Genomic DNA, 23,094 nt, shown 5'->3' with positions numbered 1-23,094 from the left:
GAATCGCACGATGAAAAGAGATGTTTGGCTATGAACGAAGATAAAGAACCGGAAAACCCCAACCCATGGGCTAAAAATATGCTCATCTGGGCCGGCGTAATTGTCGGGTTGCTGGTTGTTGTGACCATGTTCAATACCGGTGACGCCACTGCCAATGCAGATGCTGTCAGCTATTCCAACTTCCGTGAGCAAGTTGTGAGTGGCAAAATCAAAAGTGCGCAGATCGCCAAAGAGCAAATTATCGCGATTACTGACGACAATAAACGCGTTGTCACCGTGCCGGTAGAAAATGACAATACACTCGTGCCATTGCTTGAAGAAAATGGCGTTGAATATACGGGTAAGGCAGCCGAGCGAACCAGTCTGTTGACCATGGTATTGCTCAACGTTTTGCCATTCCTGCTGATCATAGGCATCGCATTTTTCATCATGCGCCAAGTGCAAAAAGGTGGCGGCGCTGGCGGAGCAATGGGCTTCGGCAAATCCAAAGCCAAAATGCTCACTGAAAAGCATGGCAAAGTGACATTTGAAGATGTTGCCGGCATTGATGAAGCGCGTGAAGAGCTTCAGGAAATTGTTGAATTTCTAAAAGACCCGCAAAAATTTGCTCGTCTTGGCGGCAAAATTCCCAAAGGGGCATTGCTTGTCGGTTCTCCTGGTACGGGTAAAACACTTCTGGCCCGCGCCATTGCAGGCGAGGCAGGCGTTCCTTTCTTCACCATCTCAGGTTCTGACTTTGTTGAAATGTTTGTTGGCGTAGGCGCAAGCCGTGTGCGTGACATGTTTGAACAGGCAAAGAAAAACGCTCCGTGCATATTGTTCATTGACGAAATCGATGCGGTTGGCCGTTCGCGCGGCAATGGTTTGGGCAATTCCAATGATGAGCGTGAGCAGACATTGAACCAGCTTTTGGTTGAAATGGACGGTTTTGAAGCCAATGAAGGCATCATCATTATCGCCGCGACCAACCGTCCTGATGTTCTGGACCCTGCATTGCTTCGTCCGGGCCGTTTTGACCGTCAGGTTGTGGTTCCTGTGCCGGATATTGAAGGTCGTGAAAAAATTCTGGCCGTACATATGAAAAAAGTGCCGTTGGCACCCGATGTGAATTCACGCACCATTGCGCGCGGTACACCCGGATTTTCCGGTGCCGATCTGGCCAATCTGGTCAATGAAGCAGCTTTGCTGGCTGCACGCCGCGCCAAAAGATTGGTTGCGATGCAGGAATTTGAAGACGCTAAAGACAAGGTGATGATGGGCAGCGAACGCAAGTCCATGGTCATGACTGAGGACGAGAAAAAGATGACCGCCTATCACGAGGCTGGCCATGCTATCGTTGCGGTTCATGAGCCAGCTTCTGACCCTATTCATAAGGCAACCATCATTCCGCGTGGCCGCGCTTTGGGTATGGTTATGCGTTTGCCGGAGCGGGACAGCTATAGCTATCATCGCGACAAAATGTACGCCAACCTCTCCGTTTCCATGGGTGGCCGCGTCGCCGAAGAAATTATCTTTGGCTATGACAAGGTGTCATCTGGTGCGAGCGGCGATATTCAATATGCCACCAGCTTGGCGCGCGACATGGTAACCAAATGGGGCATGTCGGATGAGCTTGGCCCTGTACAATATGAAGAGCAGGGCGAAGGCTATCTTGGCATGGGCCAGACACAGCGGACCATGATGTCTGGGGAAACCTCCAAGGCCATTGATAAGGAGATTCGCCGGATCATCGATTCAGGCTATGAAAAGGCAAAGCAGCTGCTGTCGGATAATGTAGATCAGTTGCACGCACTTGCACAGGCCTTGCTGGAATATGAGACGCTGACGGGTCAGGAAATCAAGCAGTTGCTGGATACTGGCACGATCGACCGTGAGGATGATAATAGCGGCAAGACAACCGCGATCATTACGGATGTTGGCACGTCTATCCCCAAAGCAGGTAAGCGCAAAAAGCCGTTTGGCTCGCCGAACCCTGAAGGCGCATAACCCTCTATTTATCTGCTGCTTTTCAGCCGGATAATTCAGATAATATTCACCCTCTAAGCGCCAATTACAGGCGTTTCAGAGGGTGAATTTTTATGTCGATCAACAGTTATAAAATATCAGGTCTTTTATTGGCTGCAGGGCTATTGGTCGCCGCCAATGGCTCCATGTCCATCGCCACATTTTTGCAAAAGGCCGATGCTTTGAAAGCGCAAGGCATATTGGCACTGAGTTCATCGGACATAGAGTTGCTGAAAAATGAGATTGAGGGCGCGTCAAAACTGTATCGCGCCGACATTCAAAAAGCCCGCAAAACCGGTAAGACACCGCATAGTTGTCCGCCACCAAAAGGGCAATCAAGCATCAACAGCGACCAATTGCTAAACCATTTCCGCAGCTACCCCGCCAACAACCGCAGTCGTATATCGGTGAAGACCGCATTATATGACCTGATGAAGAAGCGTTATCCCTGCAAAACAAAATAGCTTGAGCAAGATAGCTTGAGCAAAATAGTTGAGGCAAAATAAATCAGCAGGCGGCATTCAGACCTGTTCCCAAACAGATACAAAAAAGGCCCCGAAAAGGGGCCTTTTTCTATCCGCAATGACGAGGCTTAGCCTTCAAAGTCGGTGCTGATCGATGTTGTACGTGTCGGAGCTGATGCTGTCAGACGCAATGCTTCAGCAGATTTGCTGAGCGAGCCGACTTCATCAGGAACATCATCATCGTCCATCTGCACTTTTTGCAGAGACTGAATCAAGCCTTCTTCCAGATCGTCAGGTTTAATGGTGACTTCGGCAATTTCACGCAATGCAACAACGGGGTTCTTATCCCGATCACGATCAAGCGTCAGCTCTGCGCCGCCAGAAATTTCACGCGCACGCTGTGCGGCCAGCAAAACCAGATCGAACCGGTTAGTGACTTTATCAACGCAATCTTCAACTGTAACGCGCGCCATGGCGTAAACCCTTCATATAACTGTCTTGAAAGCAAGGCGATTAGCCCAATGAACATACAAGAGTCAAGGAAATCCTGCGCCCATGCATGGCCGCCACGTGCCGTATACAGCAGGCACATAGGCATCCGTAAAGATGGACGCTTTACTCTTTCCAGCCCCAAAATAATTTGCACGGCAAGATATTCCAAAACTCAAAACCGGCATCGATTTTGGCGAAATGCGGCGCCATGAATGTTCGGCAAGCAGCACTAAACTGATACACCAGAAAAGCCCCGCCGGGCCGAACCGCGCGGCCTGTCGCGGCGGCTATCTCTTCACCCAGCCCGTCAGGCAGGGTTGAAAATGGTAAGCCGGAAAGAACATAATCAGCATGGTCAAAACCCAATGCTGCAATAATCTCTTCCACATCGGCAGCTGAGCCATGCACAGCATGAAAGCGACTATCGCCAATAGACCTCTCAAGATAGTCGATAAAATCCTTATTGGTGTCGATAACGATCAACGTACCAGAACGCGGCAAGCGGTCCAATATTGGACGGCAAAAAGTGCCAACACCTGGCCCATATTCGACGAATAATTTTGTATTATCCCAATCAACCGGAGCAAGCATCTTCCTGATCGTGAAGCGAGAGGAAGGGATGATAGACCCGACCATGACAGGATGCTTTAAAAATCCTTTGAAGAAAACGCCCCAAGGCCCGAGCTTTTGTTGCACTTTGGCTTTTAATTTGGCCCAAGGCGACGGGGCGGAAAGTTCATTGCTCATCTTGTCCTCAACTCCGGTGACAAATTTGTGATAAAAGCATGATAGACGCTACGGCACCGAGACCCAAGCGATTAGTCACTTAAACGTAATGATAAATTGTCAGCCATCATATTGCGCTCACTAAAAACTGGCATCCACATGATTTGCCACTTATGAAAAACGCCATGCGCTATGACGATCATAACCATCCATATCCTGTAGGATCCGTCGCGGTCATTTTCTGTGCTCAGCGCAATGGCGCTGATATAGCGGGATATGATAAGGCGGCACAGCAGATGGAAAATTTGGCCAAAGCACAGAAGGGCTATCTGGATATGACCCATGCACGCAGGCCTGATGGCTTTGGTATAACGATCAGCTATTGGTGCGACGAAGCGGCGGCCATTGGTTGGCGAGACAATGAGGATCACAAAATAATGCGCGATCAGGGCCGGAGCACATGGTATGACAGCTATATCATTACCATTGCCAAAGTGACACGCGGATATAGCTGGCCATGAGCGCTACACCTACTCCAAAGGCCCTGACTGGTAGTGCGATTGCGCGTGAACGCACGATTGTGCTGTTCATGGTGATGCTGGTCACTGCCGCCGGGAACACCGCCATGCAATCGGTTATGCCTGCTGTTGGCGAGAAGCTGGGCATTGCCGATTATTGGGTCAGTCTAGCCTATAGCTGGTCAGCCATTTTGTGGATGGTCACGGCGCCCTATTGGGCACGCATGTCAGATCAACGCGGGCGCAAAGCGCTAATGAAGGTTGGCATTTGGGGGTTTATCACCTCTTTCATTTGCTGCGGCATGGTCCTTTGGGCTGGTCTGAATGGATATCTGGGCGCAGTGTTGACCATGTGCCTGTTCGCTCTTTCGCGTACTCTTTATGGTGGCTTTGGCTCAGCCGCACCACCAGCCGTACAGGCCTATGTCGCAGCCCGTACCGACCGGTCACTTAGAACGCAGGCACTGGCTGTCGTTTCATCCTCCTTTGGATTGGGCACCGTTATTGGCCCTGCAATAGCGCCATTGCTCATCCTGCCGCTGTTGGGGCTGACTTCACCCTTTCTATTTTTTGCGCTTTTTGGCCTCATGGTATTGGTGGCATTGCGCATATTCCTGCCCGATGATGACCCGCGCTATGCCGCGAGAGGGCGCGTTGTTTCCGAGCCATCGAACAGCAGCTATGTTGAACGCGAAAGCGACGATAATGACGATGGAGAGCAAAATGACGACGCCAATGCTCTGCCCAAAAATGAAACGCAGCAGCGTATGCGCTGGCACGACACACGTATTCGTCCCTGGATGGTGGCTGGTCTGCTTGGCGGCCATGCCCATGCTGTAATATTGGGCATGATTGGTTTTTTGCTGCTCGACCGATTGGAGTTACGCGAGACGCCTGAATTGGCCGCTGGACCTACCGGATTGGTATTGATGGCCGGCGCCATTGCCACCTTGCTGGCCCAATGGGGATTGATCCCCAAGCTGCAAATGGGGCCGCGCGCATCCACATTATGGGGTGTCTTGCTGGGCGGATTTGGTTGTTTGATTATCGCGGTGGCCCAACCTCTGCACAGCATCACCCTGGGCTATATCATCGCCTCTTTGGGCTTTGGTCTGTTTCGGCCCGGTTTTGTAGCAGGTGCTTCATTAGCGGTATCACGGCCAGAACAAGGCCAAGTGGCGGGCATTGTCGCATCCATAAATGGCGCTGCCTTTGTGCTTGGTCCCTTTGTTGGTGTGTGGCTCTACACCGTCTACGCCCCTGCATCCTTTGCGCTTATCACCATATTGTGCGCCTGCGTATTGGCATTGGGTTGGAAGGGCTTGCAGGCTGATGAGGTGCTGACCGGTACGAAAGCGTAGAAATAAGACGCTAATAGCCGCGCCAGATATTCAGCCGGTCGCTATTGCGGCTGCGACGAATATGGGACGGACAAGCACGCGGCTTATAATTGCGCGCCAGACAGATACGCACCTCTTGCAGCCAGCCGCGCCGATTGGCTTTTATCCGCACCATATCACTGGTCAGACCGGGATTGACTTTGACAAAAGCCTCGCGAAAACGGCCAATGGTCAGCGTATCGTCACGCGATAGCCCATCCATATCGGGATATTTCACTGCGTTAAACATCGTGCGCGATATGCGGAAAAAACTGGCCGGATTAGGCGTTAGGCAAATGCCGTGCTTGGCCCATTGCCGGTTGATAAGATAAGCAGACGGCATAGCGCACAGATTTTCTGCAATGATGCGTGGACTAAGCGGTTTAACAGGGGCGCACCAGCGCGGATAATCACTGCCCCGCGCTTCAGGCCACAATCCATGCAGGATGAAACCAAAATCGCCAATGCGCCGCTGCGTCGCTGCATTATCCAAATCGCCGCATTGGGTGGCGCTGCGCCGGTCATCTTCGCGGCCTTTACAAAATTCGGGGGACCAGCTGATAGCCAGCACAAAACCATCAATGTCGCGCACTCTGGGCCGCTCATCCGCAGGACGGCTGACCCGAGGCGGATTGCTGATATTTTGCGGAATACGGCATTGATAGCTTTGCGCCTGTGCCGCCATGGGCAGCATGAATGCAGGCAATAAGGCCAGCGCAGTCATGATGCGCAGATTAAACCGCTGCAAAATCTAGTCCAATATCGGCTGCTGGAGCGCTTTGCGTGAGCCGCCCGACCGAGATGAATTGCACACCAGTTTCGGCAATGGCGCGAATGGTCTCCAATGTGACACCGCCACTGGCCTCCGTATCCGCACGATCACCAATCAGCGCAACGGCTTCGCGCAGCACAGGCGGCGGCATATTGTCGAGCAATATGTGGTTCGCGCCCGCCTCAATCGCAGGGTCAATTTGGTCAATATGGTCAACCTCGCAAATGATATGCTCCACCCCTGCTGCCTTGGCACGGCGCACTGCCTCTCCCACATTGCCCGCAACGGCGACATGATTATCCTTAATCATCGCGGCATCCCACAACCCCATGCGGTGATTGCGCGCGCCGCCCTGACGCGTGGCGTATTTTTCCAAACTACGCAGCCCCGGCAGGGTTTTGCGTGTGTCCAGCAAGGTCGCTCCAGTTCCTGCGATGCGGTCAACATAGCTGCGTGTCAGTGTCGCAATCCCAGTCAGGTGCTGCGCTGTATTCAATGCTGAACGCTCTGCGGTTAGCATTGCGCGGCCTTTTCCGCGCAGCCGCATAAGGTCACTGCCAGCATGCACTGATGCGCCTTCTTCGACCAATATCTCAATCATAACATCAGGATCGAGCGCACGGAAAAATGCCTCCGCCAATGGCAGGCCGGCAATGACACAATCATGCCGTGCATCCATCACTCCGGTGAATATTGCGTCTTCCGGGATCACGCTTTCGCTGGTCACATCGCGCCCGCCATCATGCAGCGGCGCGCCCAAATCTTCGGTCAGGGTCGATTGGATGAAAGCATCAAGGTCGAAACGGTCTAGCGCAAATGTCATACGCCATCTTTGCCATTGTGCAGACCGCTTGTCGAGCGTTCAGCAGCCTGGCCAGCCTTCATTCTCACAGGCGATAACCGCCTTGGTGACTTGTTGCATCAGTTGCTGGCGTTCCGCAACAGGCCGGTTGGTTGCTCCGATCATCACCGCAACAGCATAATGATTGCCCTTTGGTGAGATCAGCAGACCAACATCATTATACGCGGTCGACAGCTTCTCAAGGTCTTGCCCCGTGCCGGTCTTATGCGGCATCGTCCACCCTTGCGCCAAACCACCACGCAGCCGCTTTGGTCCGGTTTTCGATGCGGCCATCAGATCAATCAATTGCTTGCTGGATGCCAAGGATAGCAAATCCGTGTTTTTAAGACGTACCAGCGCATCGGCAATCGCCAGCGGGTTGGCACCGTCCATCGGGTCGGTCAGATAAGCACCCATGGTTTCTGCGCGGCGTGGCACCGGAATTTTGTCCCGTGCCAGCCAGAATGTCCGGCCCAAGGAATAGCTATCATCCCACTGCATACCAGCAATTGCCATTTGCAGCGCTTTTTCACTCTCCCCAATACGGATATTGTCCAGTCCCTGACGCCGCAAAAAGCCCATAACCCCTGGCTGTCCACCGACACGGCGAAACAGCGCGGCATTGGCGGTGTTATCGCTCTGCGTCATCGCGCGGCGCAGCAAATCCGCAATTGTGGTGCGATAAATACCATTGCCGATATTTTTGCGAATGGGTTGATGAAAAATGGTCAGGTCACTGCGCGACAGGCTGACCATCTCATCCAGCTTTACCTCGCCGCTATCCACCTTATCGAGCAGCGCCATCGCCACCCATAATTTGCTCACGCTCTGCTGCGGATAAAGACGCAGCGCATCATGCTGCGCCGCCCAGCCCTTTTCAACCGATTGCACTGCAATGCCAACATCGCCATCAAAGCCCAGCCCCAAAGCCTTAAGCCGCGCCTGTAATCGCGCTGGAGGGGCAGGCCGATCATCCATCTCGGCGGCACTGTCGGCATTGACAACGGTATTGAGCGAAGGGCTAAAACTCACCTCATGTCCCGGCGCTGTCAGTGTAGCCAACTCAGCATCTGTCACTGCGCCAGCGTCGCTCTGCCACCAATTATAAAGCGCAAATGGCAAGGCGATAAGCAACGCTGGCAATAACAACCACAAATAGCGTCTTTTCCGGCGTCTCATCATCACAATATTTGCTATAACCGAATTGCTTTAAGATTGGGTGACGTTTTGTGGGCAGCGGCACAATTTTGCACTGAACCTCTGTGTAGAGATGGTAGATACCGTAACCAACGTCATTCCCGCGAAGGCGGGAATCCAGAGCAGTCAAATAGCTATAAGCGCTTTTGATTATGCATTTAGATCGCCAAACAGATCGTGCCATGCAGGATTATTTTCTTCAATGAGGCGCAACTTCCAACTTCTGCGCCATTTTTTAAGGGCTTTTTCTCGCATTATTGCTTCCAAAGCAGTAGGGTAATTCTCAACATGAACAAGCATATCGACAGCATAACGTTTTACAAAAGTTGAGCCCTTGCCTTCCCGATGAGCAGCGATGCGCGCTATCAAATTCCCAATCATGCCAATATAAATAGTTCCATTACGCTTGCTGGCGAGAATGTAGACATGGAATTACTTGGCCATTATCACAGCATAATAGATTCCCGCCTCCGCGGGAATGACTGAGGTATGAATAAATATCCCATTCTGCCTATCACCCCAGTCCCGGCGAGAGCACTGTGCGACATTGCAAAACACAATTAGGGTAGACAAAGATTACCACTATTTGAAAATAGTCAGCCTCACCCCTTATGCGCCAGATCCTTCGGCCCCAAATCGCCTTGACCAACAGTGCCAGCACTCATTTCCATCATCCGGTCGAGAGACTTTTTCGCCTCCAGGCGTAGTGCTTCATCCATTTCGATTTTCGGCTCTAAATCGCGCAGAGCGATATAGAGTTTTTCCATCGTGTTGAGCGCCATATAGGGGCAGATATTACAGTTGCAGTTGCCATCTGCGCCCGGTGCGCCGATAAATGTTTTCTCTGGCACCGCTTTTTCCATCTGGTGGATGATATGCGGCTCGGTGGCGATGATGACCGTGTCATGCTCGGTTTCTTTGGCGAATTTCAAAATCGCGCTGGTAGAGCCAACCATATCAGCATGGTCAACAATATGCGCGGGGCATTCAGGGTGCGCAGCAACAGGGGCATTCGGATATTCTGCCATCAGCTTGACCAATTCGGTTTCACTGAATTTCTCATGCACAATGCACACGCCTGGCCATAGCAGCATGTCGCGCCCTGTTTTGCGTGCCAGATAACCACCCAAATGCTTATCCGGGCCAAAGATAATCGGCTGATCTTCCGGAATTTGGCTGAGAATTTTCTCTGCGCTGGAGGACGTTACAATGATATCGCTCAACGCCTTTACCTCTGTTGAGCAGTTAATATAGGTCAGCGCGATATGATCGGGATTAGCTTCCCGAAACGCCTTGAACTTATCGGGCGGGCAGCTGTCTTCAAGGCTGCACCCTGCGTCCAGATCGGGCAGCACAACGGTCTTTTCCGGCGACAGAATTTTGGCCGTTTCCGCCATGAATTTCACACCGCAAAAGGCGATGACATCAGCATCGGTTTCCGCAGCCTTGCGTGATAGCTCCAGACTGTCGCCCACAAAATCGGCAATGTCCTGCAATTCGGGGCGCTGATAATAATGCGCCAATATGATGGCATTGCGCTCTTCACGCAGGCGTTTAATCTCTGCGACAAGATCAAGCCCGGAAAGATTATCGCTGGCATTTGCAGTCATTGCTTAGTCTCCTGCCCCAGCATCATCCTGCTGAGGGATAAATTCCATAATTTCGGCGCGGACATTCTGCCCTGCATCCATTCCGCCCATGATATAGGCTGTGCTACCGGAAAAGACCAGCGCACGGTGATCCATGCTGGCCATTGGCAGATCAGCAAAGGTCGCCCATTTGCCGCTTGCGACATCATAGCCCAGAATCTGCGCTGTCGGTTTTGCAGGCACAGTGTCATAGCCAATGCCGTTATAATTATAGGGGTTATCCCCGCCGCCAGCAAAAAGGATATGACCAGATGGAGCGTGGCCAGCTGCTGCCATACGATAAAAGGGCGCTGTCGCTGGACGTTTAATCTTCTGCCATTTTATATCCTGCGGGTCGGAGGGGTTTATCTGTCCTCGCCATATTTCATCTGACGCCGCATAGCGCGAGCCATTGGCGGCGCGTTTGGGAAGGACTTTTACACCATCGGCAATCACAATCACGCCATCAAAATTGCCGCCCGCATGGCCAAAGACGGGTGTTCCGGGATAATCCGTGCCGCGCGACCATGTATCGCTTTGGGTATCAAAAATCTGTACCAAAGCCACATTGCCAACATCATGCCAGCCAGAGACGAGATAGATATATCGACCCTGATGGCCAAAAATCACCATATCATCGACCGGTACCGGCATATCTTCCAAGCGGCTATAGCTTTGCGTCATTGGGTCGAAACGGTGCGCATAGGGCAGAGATTTTTCGCTGCCATCCTGCGCCACGCTATACCCGCCAAAAATATAAATTTTGCCCTTGATCGTTATGGCCGCACTGGCCAGACGCCCTTCATCACCGGGCACAGATGGCAATGGCGTACATTTACGTTGCTCTATTGGGCAGGCAAAAGCGGCATTGCTGGTATCGCGCCAGCTTTTGCCCGCTTTTAAACCATTAAAGCTATATAATGTCGGCCCGTTCGGACCATCGGCCACAGCAACCGCATTATTGGTGATCGGCTCTGGCAAGAGGAAAGGCGTGGCCGCTTCTTCGCTGTTTTGCGCGCTACAACCCGCCAGCACAGCAAACATCACCGCCGCAGCAATTAGGCGCATAATGACCATAGATCGTCATTTTCTGTCACGCGGCCCCGCGCTTGCAAATCAATCAGATGCGCCAGGACGGACCGCCCCGCTGCACCATATAGGCGCGGATCAGTGCCTTTATACATGTCCGGCACCATGGCCTTGATCGTTTTGGGGCCGGTTTCCAGCTGGTTCAAAATCTGGCGTTCGCGCTGTTTGCGGTGCCCCATCATGCCGCGCACCAGCTGGCGCGGCTTTTCAACCGGCGCGCCATGAGCGGGATAATAAATGCGGTCATCGCGATCATGCACCTTTTGCATCGACGCCATATAGTCCGCCATATCACCATCGGGCGGTGAGATAACACTGGTTGACCAACCCATGACATGATCACCAGTGAACATCGCGCCGCTCTCCAGCAAGGCATAACAGATATGATTGCTGGTATGGCCCGGCGTAGTAACCGCTTCCAATGTCCAGTCGTGACCAGAAATCTTGTCACCATCTGTCAGAACTGTGTCCGGCACATAGCTGGTGTCAAACGCTTCATCCGCACGCGGGCCATCATCATCGATCACCAGCGGCGCACAACCGATAATCGGCGCGCCCGTGCGCTGTGCCAATGGCAGAGCCGCAGGCGAATGGTCGCGGTGCGTGTGTGTGCAGGTGATTGATATGATCGCCCGCCCGCCAATAGCGGCAATGATTGCGTCAATATGCTGCGGATCAGCAGGCCCGGGATCAATGATAGCACAATCCTGATCACCGCCAACGACATAGGTCTGCGTACCCGAATAGGTGTATGGCGAGGGATTTCCCGCAAGCACGCGCAGCACCAACGGCTCCATTTGCTCAGCCAGCCCCGTGGGCAGATCATCAATGTTAAAAGGAGCTTTCATAGTCAAAGGCTCTGCCATGATGCCTGATAAAGATAAAGGGCAGATAGCAAAAACCGCCGACCATCACGAGGATGACCGGCGGCAATGCGCAACGAAGATGGAGCATCTTCAATTATGTGTGACGAACATATATTCAGCTATCGCGCACGCTGCGTGCTCGGCTGCCAAGCTCCTGTCCTTCAAGCTGGCGGATTTGCTGATCGAGAACTTTCTTCAAGCGTTTGCGGAAACTTTCGGGGATATCGCTATCGTTCGCAATATCGTCACGCGCCTCACGCAAGCCCTCTAAAGCACCAGATCGTGCCTCTGCCAGCTTGGTAGCATTGCACAAGCCAATAACCATGACCAAGCGGCCATTAACGGTTTTGGATGATACTTCCTCAGTGTCTTCACCTTTTGAACAATCCCGCGCCAAGGTGATATTGGGGATGAGCGTATCAACATCAAGCGATGCCAGTGCATCATCGGCGATTTTAAGTGCCTCTTGTTCACTTATAAAGTTACTATTTTCTTGTGAAACTTTAACAATAACGGGGGCGCCATTACCGGCCGTCGTTATTACTGTTCTGCGATCACCAATAACGACTGTATTGACCTTTTTCTTTTTAGCTTTCTCGATCTTTTCCCCTGCTATCGCAGCTTTATCCCTCTCTGCCTCTTCCTTAGCCTCAACGGCGGGTGGTGCTGTAGGAGCAGCAACGGGTGTTGCCGTCGCAAAAGGAACGGGCATAGCCTCTGGAACAGCAGAGACAGAAGGAGCGGCTGGGGCTGTCTGTGCAACTGCAGGCGCTATAGGAGCAGTTGGTGCCTTGATTTCATAGGCATAGCTAACTGTCGCAGTGACGCTAAGTGCAGTGGCAGCAGCTATGGCGATGGTCATCGCTCCAACACGGCGGCGGAATTTGGATTTTCGGGATTGTGACATAAGTGTAAGCCTTTCACACAGTTTCTCTTTTGGAGTAAGCGGACTGGCAAGTGCCAGCGTGCGGCCGGTCGCCGCCTTGGCTATCAGCCGCCCATAGCTGTGCCTTTCCTGTGCATCGGATGATGCCAGAACCCGAGCATCGCATGCCGCCTCTTGATCAAAACGGAATGCGCGATATGCCATCCATGCCAATGGATTAAACCAATGCAGAGAGAGCAATGTTAATGCCGCAAAATTGGCCAGAAGATCACGCGCCTGATGGTGCGCCAGTTCATGGCGCAGCGCCAATTGCTGTTCGATAGGGCTGTATTTTGCATAAAAATCTAATGGAATCGCTATGAAGCGGTGGAACACGCCAAAGGCGAACGGGCTATCAATGCCCGCCACCTGAATGACCTTGATATCGTCAAACAGATCAACCTCTTGGCCATCTGACAAAATCTCAGCGCGTTGCTGCAAATAGCTTGCAAGCTGAACAATCAGGAACAATGCCGCGCCGCCAAGCCATAGGGTCAGCACAAATGGTAGCAATTCAAAAGACATCCCCGCAGCAGAAGAGCCTGTGCCAGATAGAGCATCATGAGAGGCGCTTGCAGCGATGGCCGATGAAGATAACGCATCAATATCGGGCAGGCTGGCAATGGCGGCTGCTTCAATCTCTATTGTTTGCGAATAGGCGGGCATGAGCAAGCGTATCGCAGGCACCAGCCATAGAAGATAAGCAATTTGCGGACCAAAAAGACGCGCGACCGAACGGCGGAGCAGCAACACCAATGCCATAAGCAACGCGGTCGCAATGATCGTGTCGGTCACCCATTGCTGCCAGAACGGCATGTCGCTGAAAAATGCAGAGATGGTCATTTTTTCATCTCCCGCAAAAGCTTTTCAATGTCGGAAATATCTTCTTCTGAAAAGGCTTCACGCTCAGCCAGATGCGCAAAAAGCGGACCAGCACGGCCAGAGAATAGACGATCTACAAAGCGCTTTGACTCACCTGACACATATTCTGAGCGGCTCACCAATGGGGAATAGAGATAACGACGCCCATCGACTTCGTGATTGATAACGTTTTTGGCGACTAGCCGCGACAATAAGGTTTTCACTGTTTGCAAAGACCATTGTCGCTCTTGTGGCACCAGCCCGGCAATATCGGCTGCGGTCAGAGGCGATGTTTGCCAAAGGCAATTCATCACTTCAAACTCTGCATCGCTAATACGCTCTGTCTGCATAACTCTCCTCCCGGTCGTTTCCCTTGACTGCACAACCGGTCTCAATTGATCATTAGGAGTATTTGCGCGGGGCAAAACATATTAATGACCTTACGATTACGGCTGTAGTCATTTCGACTACATATGTAAACATGAAGGTTAAATGAACTGGTCAGAAATTTCGATAAAATGCATGAAGCGCAGGATTATGTGCGTTCTGAACGCGGAAATGTGAAGATAGCACGTAAGCCAACAACATTTCCATCAGCGTCATAGCGGTTGGAAAGACGAATCGTCCCGCCATGTTTTTCCGCAATGGCACGGGCCAAAGTGAGGCCCAGGCCCGCGCCTCCCGTCTGGCTATTGCGTGATTTTTCCAACCGATAAAATGGCGTGAAGATCCTTTCCAACTCTTCCTCTGGAATACCCGGCCCATCGTCATCAATGCATATGCTGATATCGTCGCCTATGGCATCCCCATTCAGACTGACCCGCGCAGCGCCTCCATAGAGGACAGCATTAGCAATTAAGTTACGCATCGCGCGGCGGAACCATGTTGCATAAACCCGGCCAACAATTCTGGGCACAGGCTCCAATGTTACCGGCTTGTCGAGTTGAACGAACTCGTCGACAATCGTATCAAGCATTGCACCCAGATTGACATTTTCATGCTCCTCCTGCCCACGCCCCAAACGAGCAAGCAGCAGAATCTCATCCAGCGACTGGCGCAGATCCTCTATGCTAGCGATCATCTTCTCGCGCAGCACATCATCCTTCACAGACTCAACACGCACGCGCAATGCAGATAAGGGGGTTTTCAAATCATGCCCAATTGCGCCCAGCATGACATCTTTTTCGTCCAACATTGTGCCAATACGCTGGGACATGATGTTGAAGTTGCGCGTTAACGCAGCAACATCCTCTGGCCCTTTTTCCGGCAGTTCGCTGATCTGCTGGCTTTCGGTAAAATCAGCCATAGCCATATTCAGCTTTTTGAGCGGGCGAGAGAGTGTGCGCGTAATGTAAAAAATAACGCCGAGCAGGATAAGATACAGCGTGACCGTCTGGAAGATCAGCCATGCAGTGACGCTGCGCTGATTTGATGGCTCCGGCAAACGCACGGACAGCCAGTTGCCATTGTCCAACTGCACTGCGCCGACAATGGTTCGGTCAGTTGGCTCCGCTCTAACAGCAGACAAACGTTCAAGCGGAACAATTTGTGGACGCGGGTCACGGGCGACAATGATCGATGTGAAATTAACATCATAGCTGGTCAATAATGTGGAAAGACGGTTCTCTACACGCGGCAAACGCGGCCAGTTCGCCTTGGTGGGATTGCTCTCACTAAATTCCAAGCCGCGCCGTCTTCTGCTCCGTTCTCGCAGAGCGTTTCCGAGGCGATCTCTAAAACGTCTGCCCTGCGGTGCATTTAAAAATCTGGGTTCGTCCGAGCGCCCTTCCAGTCGGTCAGGTCCGCGCCTGCCCCTTCGCGCCGCCTCATTGTTCAGGCGGTCAACCGCTCTAACCACACGTACTGCTATAGCATTGGTCATCACCGCTACGCGTTGCTCATTCTGGGCGCGATAAAGCAGAACGCCATTCAGACTTTGCGTTGCGAGCAATGTGATCGCCACAGCAAGGAACAGCCGGCCGGTAAGGCTTTTGGGCCAGAGACGTAACAAGGCTTGCTTCATAGAGATGTTTCAGACGCTATGACCCGAACATGCGCAGCCAGCATATAGCCTCCGCCGCGTACAGTCTGGATCAGGTCCGGCTGACGCGCATCCTGCTCCATCTTTTTGCGTAAACGGCTCACAAGATTATCAATGGCGCGGTCAAAAAGTTGCGCCTCACGACCATGAACCATATCCAGCAATTGGTCACGGTCCATCACCTGACGCGGACGGCTGGCAAGCACTTCCAGCAATTTATATTCAGCAGACGTAATAGGGACATTAACGCCTTCAGGGTCTTTCAGTCGTCGCTTGTTCGAATCTAACAACCAACCTTCAAACATATAACCATCGACCTGTCCCTGATCGGCATGACCACCACTACGCGTAAAGCGCCGCAATACGGTCTTTATGCGTGCAACAAGTTCGCGGGGGTCAAATGGCTTTGGCAAATAATCATCCGCGCCAATCTCCAACCCGATAATACGATCAGTCGCATCACCTCGCGCCGTCAGCATGATGATCGGCATAGCGCCTTGCTCTGCCAGAAACCTACACAGGCTTAGCCCATCCTCACCCGGCATCATGACATCCAATAAAGCCAGATCAAATTGCTGTGTGCGGACCAGCGAACGCGCCATGGCCGCATTCTCCGCCATGGTTACGCGGAACCCCTGACCTGAAAGATACTCATTGACGGAATCGCGCAGATCATCGTCGTCATCGACAAGCAATAAATGGGGGAAGTCCGTCATAAGAAATGTCCTAACACGGTATCGACCGGTTTGGGAGGCTGTAACGAAGCCGCGGAGGCAATGCGCATATCCACATTACCTCCGCTTTGATATGTACATTCAATCTACTGCGATAACGCAATAAACCGACTTGCGCTTAGCGAGCGCCGCTGCGATCACCACGTCCGCCGCGTCCACGCCCGCGCTTTTCGCGTGCCGCTTTGCGCTCTTCGGCAGTAATGCGACCATCGGAATCAGTGTCTATACGTTCAAAGCGTTTCAACGCCTGTGCTTCCAGTTCAGCATAGCTTATCGCTTCGTCGCCATTGGCGTCCGCGCGTTCCAAACCGCGTCCGCCACGTCTACCGCGACCTTCACCGCCATCACGCTCACCATGTCGACCACCGACACGTGGACCACGACCATCAGGTCCGCCTCGTTTCGCTTTGGCCTGCGCCATTTCTTCCTGGCTAATACCACCGCTATTGTCAGTATCTAATCGGGCAAAGCGTTTGGCAGCGCGTTCGGCGCGGGCAGCCTGCATTTCTTCCAGCGAAACTTCACCATCGCCATTGGCATCCTGCTTAGCAAAGCGCTGCTCAGCTTTGGCGTCACGGTCTGCGCGGTTGACTACACCATCGCCATTGGCGTCCATCCGCGCAAAGCGTGCTTGCACAGATGCCAGCATCTCTTCTTCGGTGACAACGCCGTCACCATTAGCATCCGCTTTTCCATGGCCTTTTTGCGCAATGGCAGTACCTGCGGCGACCAATGACACACCAGCGATCAGCGAGAAAATAATCGGTTTCTTTTTCATAGATATTTCCTTTCAAAATCCGATGAAGCCGCGGCGGGGTATAAAGAGAGGGGAGAAGTTCGCCGCGACTTCTATAATCGTTATAGACAACCATTGTCGCAGACATTTCGCGTAATCACCCTGACTTTGTCGCAAAGTGTATCGACGAGCATGCTTTGTTCAGCCTAAAGCAATGCTGATAAACCGAAGTATGCCGCTATCAAAATTATTGACCTGCCCACGACAAGCTGGCAATGACATCGCCGCACGCTGCGATATAGAGCGGGTATAGCATAGTGGTAATGCTCTAGCCTTCCAAGCTAGCTAGAGGGGTTCGATTCCCCTTACCCGCTCCAACTTCTGTTTAAGATATATCGCGTTCATCCTCCATCAGAGACCCTGAGCGCATGCGGACTGCATTAGCCGCTATTGCGAATGATATTGTGATGAAAGAATAGGAACCGCGACCTGTGAGGCCATTGACTCAAATTAGGTCCAGCTATAATTTTTCGCCATTTCCTTAAAAGCTACGATTGCAGGGGAAGCAGCCGAACCCAAGATGAAAGAAATCGCTACGGTGCGTTTTACGTCCATCCCTTTAATTGGACGCATCTTTATGCTGGGAATAACGGCTGAATATTCGCCAAGGGTACATACGCCTTGACCAGTGACAACGAGCTGTTGGATCCAGTCTTCGCGGTCAGATTGCAGTAAAGGTTGAATATCCAGCTGCATTTCATCCATCATAGCTATAAAATTTGGCCGAAATTCGCAGTTCAGGCGGTCAAAATAATTCTCTTTGGATAATTCTTCCAAGGTAACCTGCGCTTTGCTTGCCAAATGGCTATTATCGGCAAAAGCAAGCAGCATACGTTCTTCGAACAACGGGGTGACATCAATCTTATGATTTGGCTTGCTACGCTTTGTGCAGATACAGGCATCGAGATAACCCGACAAAATTGCTTCATCTGATGTTGCTTGATCAATTTGATGCAAAACGATACGGATATTTGGGTATTGCAGCAAAAATTCTGAAAAGAACTTTACAAATTTTGCAGGCCCTAGTGAATTGGCGATACCAATATTGAGAAGACTATGCCCAGCATATAAATGATCCTGCGCAAGCAATTTGGCACGTTTTTCACTCTCAATTATGCTGGCAAACTCATTACGAATTTTCTCACCCAGTTCGGTCAGGCGTGTATTTTTGCCATCGCGAATAATCAATAGCCCGCCAAATTCAGCCTCTAAGTTCTGAATAGATCTGGTGAGGGCCGGCTGAGAAACATTATGCTGCTCTGAGGCTTGGGTAAAGTTGAGCGTTTCTGCCACTGACAGAAAATATTTAATCTGTTTTAATTCCATCCCGAAGCCCCCTCAAAAAATTGCACTATAGATAATCCATGTGTCATTATTTGGCTACTAGCAGAGACGCCGATCGCCTATGCAACCGCCGCCTCTGCTTGCCAAGGCTATTTTTTCATTCGGGACAATGAGAAGCCTTGGATGGGGTAAGCCATTATTTTTTACAAAAAAGAAGGTTGCCGGAAAGCTCCTACGCACGGCAGTCATTCACTTCGACAATATTATTAAATATTATTGTTCGTTCATTGCCGCTTTTGCTTGGTCAAGCCATTTTGGTATGGGCGGCTTACCATCTTTCCAAAGGACAGGATAAGCCTCAACATATACCCAATCAGTCTCCTGAGCGGGAACATGACAAGCTAGACAATCATTTTGATAGTCCGTTGCCATTTGTTTGCCAGGCTCTTTTGCATCAAAAAGAGCCCAACCCCAGCCATCGCCCCAAAGTGCATTTTCCGGAAAGCGTTCTTTCTTGTCTTTAATCATCACAAACCAAACGCCTTTATCGGTTGCGTAAGACGCAGCACCCGTTGAAAGCTGAGCGGTTGCAGCACTTCGGACCTCTTTTACAAGTACCGTACCATCAGGAAACGCGCCGGTTTCCAAATAGGCGTCCGCTGCACCGGGCGACACATAGACTTGATGCATGCCATTGGCTTTACCTTCTTCATCAGCAGTCGACCACGCACCCAGAGTTTGCCATTTCAAAAAGCCTTTTGGAAATGAAATATCTCCGGTTTCAGAAACAATATCTGCCGGCCATATTACGGCTGCGGCATTGTCCTCAGCAATTTCTGCAGACGGTGTGGCACTGCAAGATGTCAATAATAATGCCATGAGTGCCGCCATAGGCATAATAACCCTGCTCACCATTTTAGCTTCCTCTTTTTACACTATTGCGGTTTTGCAGCACGTAGGACTGGATAAAATTGCGTGAAAACAAAATCATCGCCAGCGGATTCAGCGTGACATGCATTGCATGAGTCAGTCGGCATTGCTGTTGCTGTTTGCTCATAAGGGGGTGCCTTATGACCAAAGCTGAAATATGCCCAGCCACCGGGCTCATCCTTAAAGCGAACGCTATCTTTAACGGTCAACTCTAAACCAACAAATTCGCCTTCAAAATATCCTACGCCGCTTACTTCCTGCGACGAACCATTTTCCGCATTATTATTGTCACGCACCGTGGTGAGCTCTTTGGCTATTTGCGTGCCTTCAGGGAATTCACCTGTTTCAGAATAGGCCGCATATGCGCTAGGCTCAATATAGACATTATGAAATTCAGGAAACGGCGCTGCGCCGCCATTTAAAGCATTGGGGGTCAATGGTGCGCCAACAAACACCCATTCACGCCAATTTTCCGGCTGATTGACTGACCCATCATCATTGAACGATGCCCGTATAATGCCTTCGGAACTCTCTGACCCGGTTACTTCCTGCCCGGCAGTGTCAGATGTCTCCACCTGTGTGCAGCCTGCTACCAATAATGCGCCCGTTGCGAGCCAAGTAAGAGCTAGTGATCCTTTATATAATCTATTCTGCATAATGATCCTCACCGTCAATTTGAGTGCACTTTTATGCATATGAAATAGACGGTAATAAACGTATAGTTTTTATGCCTATCATGCATGGTTCTGCGCAGAATCATACTGCATGTTTTCAGCGCTGCGTGGCTAATCGCCGTTAAAATGCATCAGGCTCTGCGTAGCAATATCGGCATCACGCAATTTTGATGCACCGCCAAGGTCTGGCAGATCAATGACAAATAATGCCTGGCGCACATCTGCCCCAGCATTGCGCAATAGTTGCACCGTCGCCAAAGCTGTCCCACCGGTGGCGATAAGATCATCCACAATTGTGACGCGCATATTTGCGCTGATGGCATCAGGGTCAATTTCTAGCCGGTCTGTGCCATATTCTAGGGCATAATCGACACCGATCGTAGGCACAGGCAGTTTGCCCGGTTTGCGTATGGGTAAAAAGCCAACGCCCAATGCAGCAGCAACCGCCGCACCAAAGATAAATCCGCGCGCCTCCATGCCCGCAATAAGCTGGGGTTCATCCGCCCGCGCCAATTCCGCTAGATGCGCAACCGCCGAGGACAAGCCCCGGCCGTTGGAAATTAATGTCGTAATATCGCGGAACTGAATGCCGGGCTTCGGAAAGTCCGGCAAAGTGCGCACCATTGCCTGTAATTCAGCGATGGTCGCCTTATCCGTCATAGAGCAATCTTAGCCCTTCTTTTTGTCGGCCCAAATCTGTTTATAGGACAGGAACGCCAGAACAGCAGCGATCAGAAGAAATGCCAACACGGCCCAACCTGTTTGCCGGCGCTCTTCCAGCTTAGGCTCTGCAGTCCAAATCAGGAATGCAGCAACATCGGTTGCCATTTGCTCGACACTCGCTTCGGTTCCGTCATCATAGGTGACTTGGTCAGGAATAACCAAGGGTTGCGCCATGGCAAGGTTCAGGTTCGGGAACCAAGGGTTGTGGTGCAAACCCTCACCAGGAGCAGCATCAGGAAATTCTGCCAACAATTCTGCAGAAGGCTCCTGATATCCCAACAACAATGACCGAACATAATTTGCTCCGCCAGGACGTGCCTTTGTCATTAAAGAAAGATCAGGCGGAACAGCATTATTGTTGGCTGCACGGGCCGCAACCTCATTCGGGAACGGAGTGGGTAATCTATCCGCAGGCAGATTAGGCCGTGTATCCGTCTCGCCCGTATCTTTGTTTACAGTTGGCTGCGGGATAGGCCAGTTTGCCGCCAGATTTTTGATCTGGTCCTCATCATAACCCAAAGCAGCAAAGTTGCGGAAGCTGATATATTTCATCGAGTGGCATGCCGCGCATACCTCTTGATAAACTTTCAAACCGCGCTGCAATTGCTGCTCATCAAATTGACCCAAGGCCCCGTCTGATGCGAAAGCATAGGCTTCCGGCTTTTTGTGATATTTATGCTCAGCCGTTTCGAGCTGCTCCGTTGTCAAATATGTACCAGCGCCAGTTCCGAAGGAGAACAGCAACATCCCGACAAAGAAGATACCAACCAAAGTTGAGATTAAGCGTATCATGATAACTCTCTTTTCTGATCTGGCCGTTATTATTCAGCGGGCTGCGGGACATAACCCGGAGCGGATGCTTCATCGCCGGATTTCTTACCCAAAACTGCTTCTGTAATTGAATTAGGCAGTGGTTTAGGTGTTTCCATTGCCGAAATCAGCGGCAATATTAGCAGGAAGTGCGCGAAATAATATGCCGATGCCAATTGGCTAAGCATAACAAAAGGTTCTTCCGCAGGGGCACCGCCAAGGAAGGTCAACAAGACCATATCCGCAACCAATACCCAGAAGAATATTTTGAAGACCGGCCGATAATTGCCCGAGCGTACAGGCGACCTGTCCAACCAAGGCAGGAAGAACAGCAAGATAATCGAACCAAACATCGCCAAAACGCCCAATAATTTTGCAGGGATGATAACAATGTCTGTAAACGGTATGCCAAGATCGACCGTGAAAGCACGCAGGATAGCGTAAAATGGCAAGAAATACCATTCAGGGACAATATGCGCTGGGGTCGATAGCGGGTTGGCTTCGATATAGTTGTCAGGATGGCCCAAAGCATTGGGTGCAAAGGTAATCACTGCCGCGAATATGATCAGCACCACGGCCAGCCCAAAACCATCTTTCGATGTATAATAAGGGTGGAATGGTACAGTATCGCTTTCGCTTTTCACCTCGACACCTGTCGGGTTGGATGAACCCGGAATGTGCAAAGCCCAGATGTGCAGGATAATTACGCCAGCAATTACGAATGGCAGCAAATAGTGCAGCGAGAAGAAACGGTTTAGAGCCGCATTATCTGGTGCAAAACCGCCAAGCAGCCATTGCTGTAGTGTTTCACCAACCAAAGGAATGGCAGAGAACAAGCCAGTGATAACCTGCGCGCCCCAGAAGCTCATTTGGCCCCAAGGCAAAACATAGCCCATAAAAGCAGTCGCCATCATCAGCAGGAATATGACTAGACCCAAAAGCCAGATCATCTCACGCGGCGCTTTATAAGAGCTGAAATATAAGCCGCGGCCCATATGAATATAGACCACAATGAAAAAGAAGCTGGCCCCGTTAGCGTGCGCATAACGCATCAACCAGCCATAATTTACATCACGCACAGTATGTTCGATAGATGCGAAAGCAACATCGACATTGGCTGCATAATGCATAGCCATAACAATGCCAGTGACGATTTGTACAACCAGAAAGAACCCGGCCAACACGCCGAAATTCCAGAAATAGTTCAAGTTGCGCGGTACGGGATAGCCAGCACCTACAGCATTATAGACCATACGCGGCAAAGGAAGGCGTTGATCCATCCAGCGCGTAAATTCTGTCTTTGGTTGATATTCTTTTGCCCAGGGAAAACTCATTTTCTC

General features: G+C 51.3%; 24 protein-coding genes and 1 tRNA gene. 5 read left to right on the top strand and 20 right to left on the bottom strand.

Going from position 1 to position 23,094, the window contains the following annotated elements; genetic code table 11:
* Positions 1-30: 30 nt before the first annotated feature.
* Positions 31-1,986 (top strand): ATP-dependent zinc metalloprotease FtsH, encoded by a 1,956-nt coding sequence (ftsH, locus tag ACR9YC_RS01410; protein ID WP_438728968.1) that lies wholly within the window; start codon positions 31-33, stop codon positions 1,984-1,986.
* Positions 1,987-2,078: 92 nt separating this feature from the next.
* Complete coding sequence (locus tag ACR9YC_RS01405) at positions 2,079-2,468, top strand: hypothetical protein (RefSeq protein WP_438728966.1); 390 nt, start codon at positions 2,079-2,081, stop codon at positions 2,466-2,468.
* A 128-nt stretch (positions 2,469-2,596) separates the two neighbouring features.
* Here ACR9YC_RS01405 and rpoZ read toward each other — a convergent pair whose 3' ends face one another.
* Together rpoZ and ACR9YC_RS01395 are read right to left on the bottom strand one after the other, a co-directional pair.
* Positions 2,597-2,941: a DNA-directed RNA polymerase subunit omega gene (rpoZ, locus tag ACR9YC_RS01400; RefSeq protein WP_438728964.1), complete on the bottom strand. Its 345-nt coding sequence runs from the start codon at positions 2,939-2,941 to the stop codon at positions 2,597-2,599.
* A 142-nt stretch (positions 2,942-3,083) separates the two neighbouring features.
* Positions 3,084-3,707 (bottom strand): class I SAM-dependent methyltransferase, encoded by a 624-nt coding sequence (locus ACR9YC_RS01395; RefSeq protein ID WP_438728962.1) that lies wholly within the window; start codon positions 3,705-3,707, stop codon positions 3,084-3,086.
* Between the two features lie 152 nt (positions 3,708-3,859).
* On the opposite strand from ACR9YC_RS01395, the gene ACR9YC_RS01390 reads away from it, so the two are divergent.
* Together ACR9YC_RS01390 and ACR9YC_RS01385 are read left to right on the top strand one after the other, a co-directional pair.
* A complete protein-coding gene (locus ACR9YC_RS01390) occupies positions 3,860-4,207 on the top strand; it encodes an antibiotic biosynthesis monooxygenase family protein (protein ID WP_438728960.1) in 348 nt (115 codons plus the stop codon).
* The gene (locus ACR9YC_RS01385; RefSeq protein ID WP_438728958.1) at positions 4,204-5,565 is read left to right on the top strand and encodes an MFS transporter; all 1,362 of its coding nucleotides are present in this window, start codon (positions 4,204-4,206) and stop codon (positions 5,563-5,565) included. The genes ACR9YC_RS01390 and ACR9YC_RS01385 overlap by 4 nt, the downstream gene beginning before the upstream one ends.
* Positions 5,566-5,575: 10 nt before the next feature.
* On the opposite strand, the gene ACR9YC_RS01380 is transcribed toward ACR9YC_RS01385, so the two are convergent.
* The 12 genes from ACR9YC_RS01380 to ACR9YC_RS01325 all read right to left on the bottom strand — a co-directional run bounded on the left by ACR9YC_RS01380 (position 5,576) and on the right by ACR9YC_RS01325 (position 17,315).
* Entirely contained in the window at positions 5,576-6,331 is a 756-nt protein-coding gene (locus tag ACR9YC_RS01380) for a ribonuclease T2 family protein (RefSeq protein WP_438728956.1), read from the bottom strand.
* Positions 6,318-7,178: a carboxylating nicotinate-nucleotide diphosphorylase gene (gene nadC / locus ACR9YC_RS01375; RefSeq protein ID WP_438728955.1), complete on the bottom strand. Its 861-nt coding sequence runs from the start codon at positions 7,176-7,178 to the stop codon at positions 6,318-6,320. Before nadC ends, ACR9YC_RS01380 begins: the two co-directional genes overlap by 14 nt.
* Positions 7,179-7,217: 39 nt before the next feature.
* A complete protein-coding gene (locus ACR9YC_RS01370) occupies positions 7,218-8,378 on the bottom strand; it encodes a serine hydrolase (protein ID WP_438728953.1) in 1,161 nt (386 codons plus the stop codon).
* Positions 8,379-8,543: 165 nt separating this feature from the next.
* Positions 8,544-8,774, bottom strand: coding sequence for a GIY-YIG nuclease family protein (locus tag ACR9YC_RS01365; protein WP_438728951.1), 231 nt, complete (start codon positions 8,772-8,774; stop codon positions 8,544-8,546).
* A gap of 221 nt (positions 8,775-8,995) precedes the next feature.
* Positions 8,996-10,003, bottom strand: a complete 1,008-nt coding sequence (nadA, locus tag ACR9YC_RS01360) for a quinolinate synthase NadA (RefSeq protein WP_438728949.1) — start codon at positions 10,001-10,003, stop codon at positions 8,996-8,998.
* Positions 10,004-10,006: 3 nt separating this feature from the next.
* Positions 10,007-11,098 (bottom strand): Kelch repeat-containing protein, encoded by a 1,092-nt coding sequence (locus ACR9YC_RS01355; RefSeq protein WP_438728947.1) that lies wholly within the window; start codon positions 11,096-11,098, stop codon positions 10,007-10,009.
* Positions 11,080-11,958, bottom strand: a complete 879-nt coding sequence (locus ACR9YC_RS01350; RefSeq protein WP_438731924.1) for an MBL fold metallo-hydrolase — start codon at positions 11,956-11,958, stop codon at positions 11,080-11,082. Before ACR9YC_RS01350 ends, ACR9YC_RS01355 begins: the two co-directional genes overlap by 19 nt.
* 133 nt (positions 11,959-12,091) lie before the next feature.
* A complete protein-coding gene (locus ACR9YC_RS01345) occupies positions 12,092-13,744 on the bottom strand; it encodes a M56 family metallopeptidase (protein WP_438728945.1) in 1,653 nt (550 codons plus the stop codon).
* Positions 13,741-14,112 (bottom strand): BlaI/MecI/CopY family transcriptional regulator, encoded by a 372-nt coding sequence (locus tag ACR9YC_RS01340; protein WP_438728943.1) that lies wholly within the window; start codon positions 14,110-14,112, stop codon positions 13,741-13,743. Before ACR9YC_RS01340 ends, ACR9YC_RS01345 begins: the two co-directional genes overlap by 4 nt.
* 185 nt (positions 14,113-14,297) lie before the next feature.
* Positions 14,298-14,936 (bottom strand): sensor histidine kinase, encoded by a 639-nt coding sequence (locus ACR9YC_RS01335; protein ID WP_438731921.1) that lies wholly within the window; start codon positions 14,934-14,936, stop codon positions 14,298-14,300.
* 845 nt (positions 14,937-15,781) lie between these two features.
* Positions 15,782-16,519, bottom strand: coding sequence for a response regulator (locus tag ACR9YC_RS01330; RefSeq protein WP_438728941.1), 738 nt, complete (start codon positions 16,517-16,519; stop codon positions 15,782-15,784).
* 136 nt (positions 16,520-16,655) lie between these two features.
* Positions 16,656-17,315 (bottom strand): hypothetical protein, encoded by a 660-nt coding sequence (locus ACR9YC_RS01325; RefSeq protein ID WP_438728940.1) that lies wholly within the window; start codon positions 17,313-17,315, stop codon positions 16,656-16,658.
* 261 nt (positions 17,316-17,576) lie between these two features.
* Here ACR9YC_RS01325 and ACR9YC_RS01320 point away from each other — a divergent pair.
* Positions 17,577-17,650: transfer RNA gene (locus ACR9YC_RS01320), tRNA-Gly, on the top strand.
* Positions 17,651-17,783: 133 nt separating this feature from the next.
* Here the strand turns inward: ACR9YC_RS01320 and ACR9YC_RS01315 are convergent.
* The 6 genes from ACR9YC_RS01315 to ACR9YC_RS01290 form a co-directional block, all read right to left on the bottom strand.
* Complete coding sequence (locus tag ACR9YC_RS01315; protein ID WP_438728938.1) at positions 17,784-18,659, bottom strand: LysR family transcriptional regulator; 876 nt, start codon at positions 18,657-18,659, stop codon at positions 17,784-17,786.
* A gap of 231 nt (positions 18,660-18,890) precedes the next feature.
* Entirely contained in the window at positions 18,891-19,496 is a 606-nt protein-coding gene (locus ACR9YC_RS01310; RefSeq protein WP_438728936.1) for a cytochrome P460 family protein, read from the bottom strand.
* Between the two features lie 56 nt (positions 19,497-19,552).
* Positions 19,553-20,203 (bottom strand): cytochrome P460 family protein, encoded by a 651-nt coding sequence (locus tag ACR9YC_RS01305; RefSeq protein ID WP_438728934.1) that lies wholly within the window; start codon positions 20,201-20,203, stop codon positions 19,553-19,555.
* Positions 20,204-20,332: 129 nt separating this feature from the next.
* Positions 20,333-20,881: an adenine phosphoribosyltransferase gene (locus tag ACR9YC_RS01300; RefSeq protein WP_438728932.1), complete on the bottom strand. Its 549-nt coding sequence runs from the start codon at positions 20,879-20,881 to the stop codon at positions 20,333-20,335.
* 9 nt (positions 20,882-20,890) lie between these two features.
* Entirely contained in the window at positions 20,891-21,736 is an 846-nt protein-coding gene (locus tag ACR9YC_RS01295; protein WP_438728930.1) for a cytochrome c1, read from the bottom strand.
* 29 nt (positions 21,737-21,765) lie between these two features.
* Positions 21,766-23,088: a cytochrome b gene (locus tag ACR9YC_RS01290; protein WP_438728928.1), complete on the bottom strand. Its 1,323-nt coding sequence runs from the start codon at positions 23,086-23,088 to the stop codon at positions 21,766-21,768.
* Between the last annotated feature and the right edge of the window lie 6 nt (positions 23,089-23,094).

The organism is Parasphingorhabdus sp. DH2-15 (assembly GCF_051668705.1).
Taxonomy (GTDB): Bacteria; Pseudomonadota; Alphaproteobacteria; order Sphingomonadales; family Sphingomonadaceae; genus Alterisphingorhabdus.
Note: the sequence above shows the minus strand (reverse complement) of the source record. Positions and strands in the feature narration are given on the sequence as shown.

Excerpts from the sequence above, each read along its gene's own strand:
- ACR9YC_RS01330 (WP_438728941.1), bottom strand. The coding sequence starts at position 16,519 with ATGACGGACTTCCCCCATTTATTGCTTGTCGATGACGACGATGATCTG.
- rpoZ (WP_438728964.1), bottom strand. The coding sequence starts at position 2,941 with ATGGCGCGCGTTACAGTTGAAGATTGCGTTGATAAAGTCACTAACCGG.
- nadC (WP_438728955.1), bottom strand. The coding sequence starts at position 7,178 with ATGACATTTGCGCTAGACCGTTTCGACCTTGATGCTTTCATCCAATCG.
- ACR9YC_RS01365 (WP_438728951.1), bottom strand. The coding sequence starts at position 8,774 with ATGATTGGGAATTTGATAGCGCGCATCGCTGCTCATCGGGAAGGCAAG.
- ftsH (WP_438728968.1), top strand. The coding sequence starts at position 31 with ATGAACGAAGATAAAGAACCGGAAAACCCCAACCCATGGGCTAAAAAT.
- nadA (WP_438728949.1), bottom strand. The coding sequence starts at position 10,003 with ATGACTGCAAATGCCAGCGATAATCTTTCCGGGCTTGATCTTGTCGCA.
- ACR9YC_RS01305 (WP_438728934.1), bottom strand. The coding sequence starts at position 20,203 with ATGCAGAATAGATTATATAAAGGATCACTAGCTCTTACTTGGCTCGCA.
- ACR9YC_RS01355 (WP_438728947.1), bottom strand. The coding sequence starts at position 11,098 with ATGGTCATTATGCGCCTAATTGCTGCGGCGGTGATGTTTGCTGTGCTG.
- ACR9YC_RS01310 (WP_438728936.1), bottom strand. The coding sequence starts at position 19,496 with ATGGCATTATTATTGACATCTTGCAGTGCCACACCGTCTGCAGAAATT.
- ACR9YC_RS01340 (WP_438728943.1), bottom strand. The coding sequence starts at position 14,112 with ATGCAGACAGAGCGTATTAGCGATGCAGAGTTTGAAGTGATGAATTGC.
- ACR9YC_RS01325 (WP_438728940.1), bottom strand. The coding sequence starts at position 17,315 with ATGAAAAAGAAACCGATTATTTTCTCGCTGATCGCTGGTGTGTCATTG.
- ACR9YC_RS01395 (WP_438728962.1), bottom strand. The coding sequence starts at position 3,707 with ATGAGCAATGAACTTTCCGCCCCGTCGCCTTGGGCCAAATTAAAAGCC.
- ACR9YC_RS01335 (WP_438731921.1), bottom strand. The coding sequence starts at position 14,936 with ATGCTGGGCGCAATTGGGCATGATTTGAAAACCCCCTTATCTGCATTG.
- ACR9YC_RS01290 (WP_438728928.1), bottom strand. The coding sequence starts at position 23,088 with ATGAGTTTTCCCTGGGCAAAAGAATATCAACCAAAGACAGAATTTACG.
- ACR9YC_RS01370 (WP_438728953.1), bottom strand. The coding sequence starts at position 8,378 with ATGATGAGACGCCGGAAAAGACGCTATTTGTGGTTGTTATTGCCAGCG.
- ACR9YC_RS01295 (WP_438728930.1), bottom strand. The coding sequence starts at position 21,736 with ATGATACGCTTAATCTCAACTTTGGTTGGTATCTTCTTTGTCGGGATG.
- ACR9YC_RS01385 (WP_438728958.1), top strand. The coding sequence starts at position 4,204 with ATGAGCGCTACACCTACTCCAAAGGCCCTGACTGGTAGTGCGATTGCG.
- ACR9YC_RS01345 (WP_438728945.1), bottom strand. The coding sequence starts at position 13,744 with ATGACCATCTCTGCATTTTTCAGCGACATGCCGTTCTGGCAGCAATGG.
- ACR9YC_RS01405 (WP_438728966.1), top strand. The coding sequence starts at position 2,079 with ATGTCGATCAACAGTTATAAAATATCAGGTCTTTTATTGGCTGCAGGG.
- ACR9YC_RS01315 (WP_438728938.1), bottom strand. The coding sequence starts at position 18,659 with ATGGAATTAAAACAGATTAAATATTTTCTGTCAGTGGCAGAAACGCTC.
- ACR9YC_RS01300 (WP_438728932.1), bottom strand. The coding sequence starts at position 20,881 with ATGACGGATAAGGCGACCATCGCTGAATTACAGGCAATGGTGCGCACT.
- ACR9YC_RS01350 (WP_438731924.1), bottom strand. The coding sequence starts at position 11,958 with ATGAAAGCTCCTTTTAACATTGATGATCTGCCCACGGGGCTGGCTGAG.
- ACR9YC_RS01390 (WP_438728960.1), top strand. The coding sequence starts at position 3,860 with ATGAAAAACGCCATGCGCTATGACGATCATAACCATCCATATCCTGTA.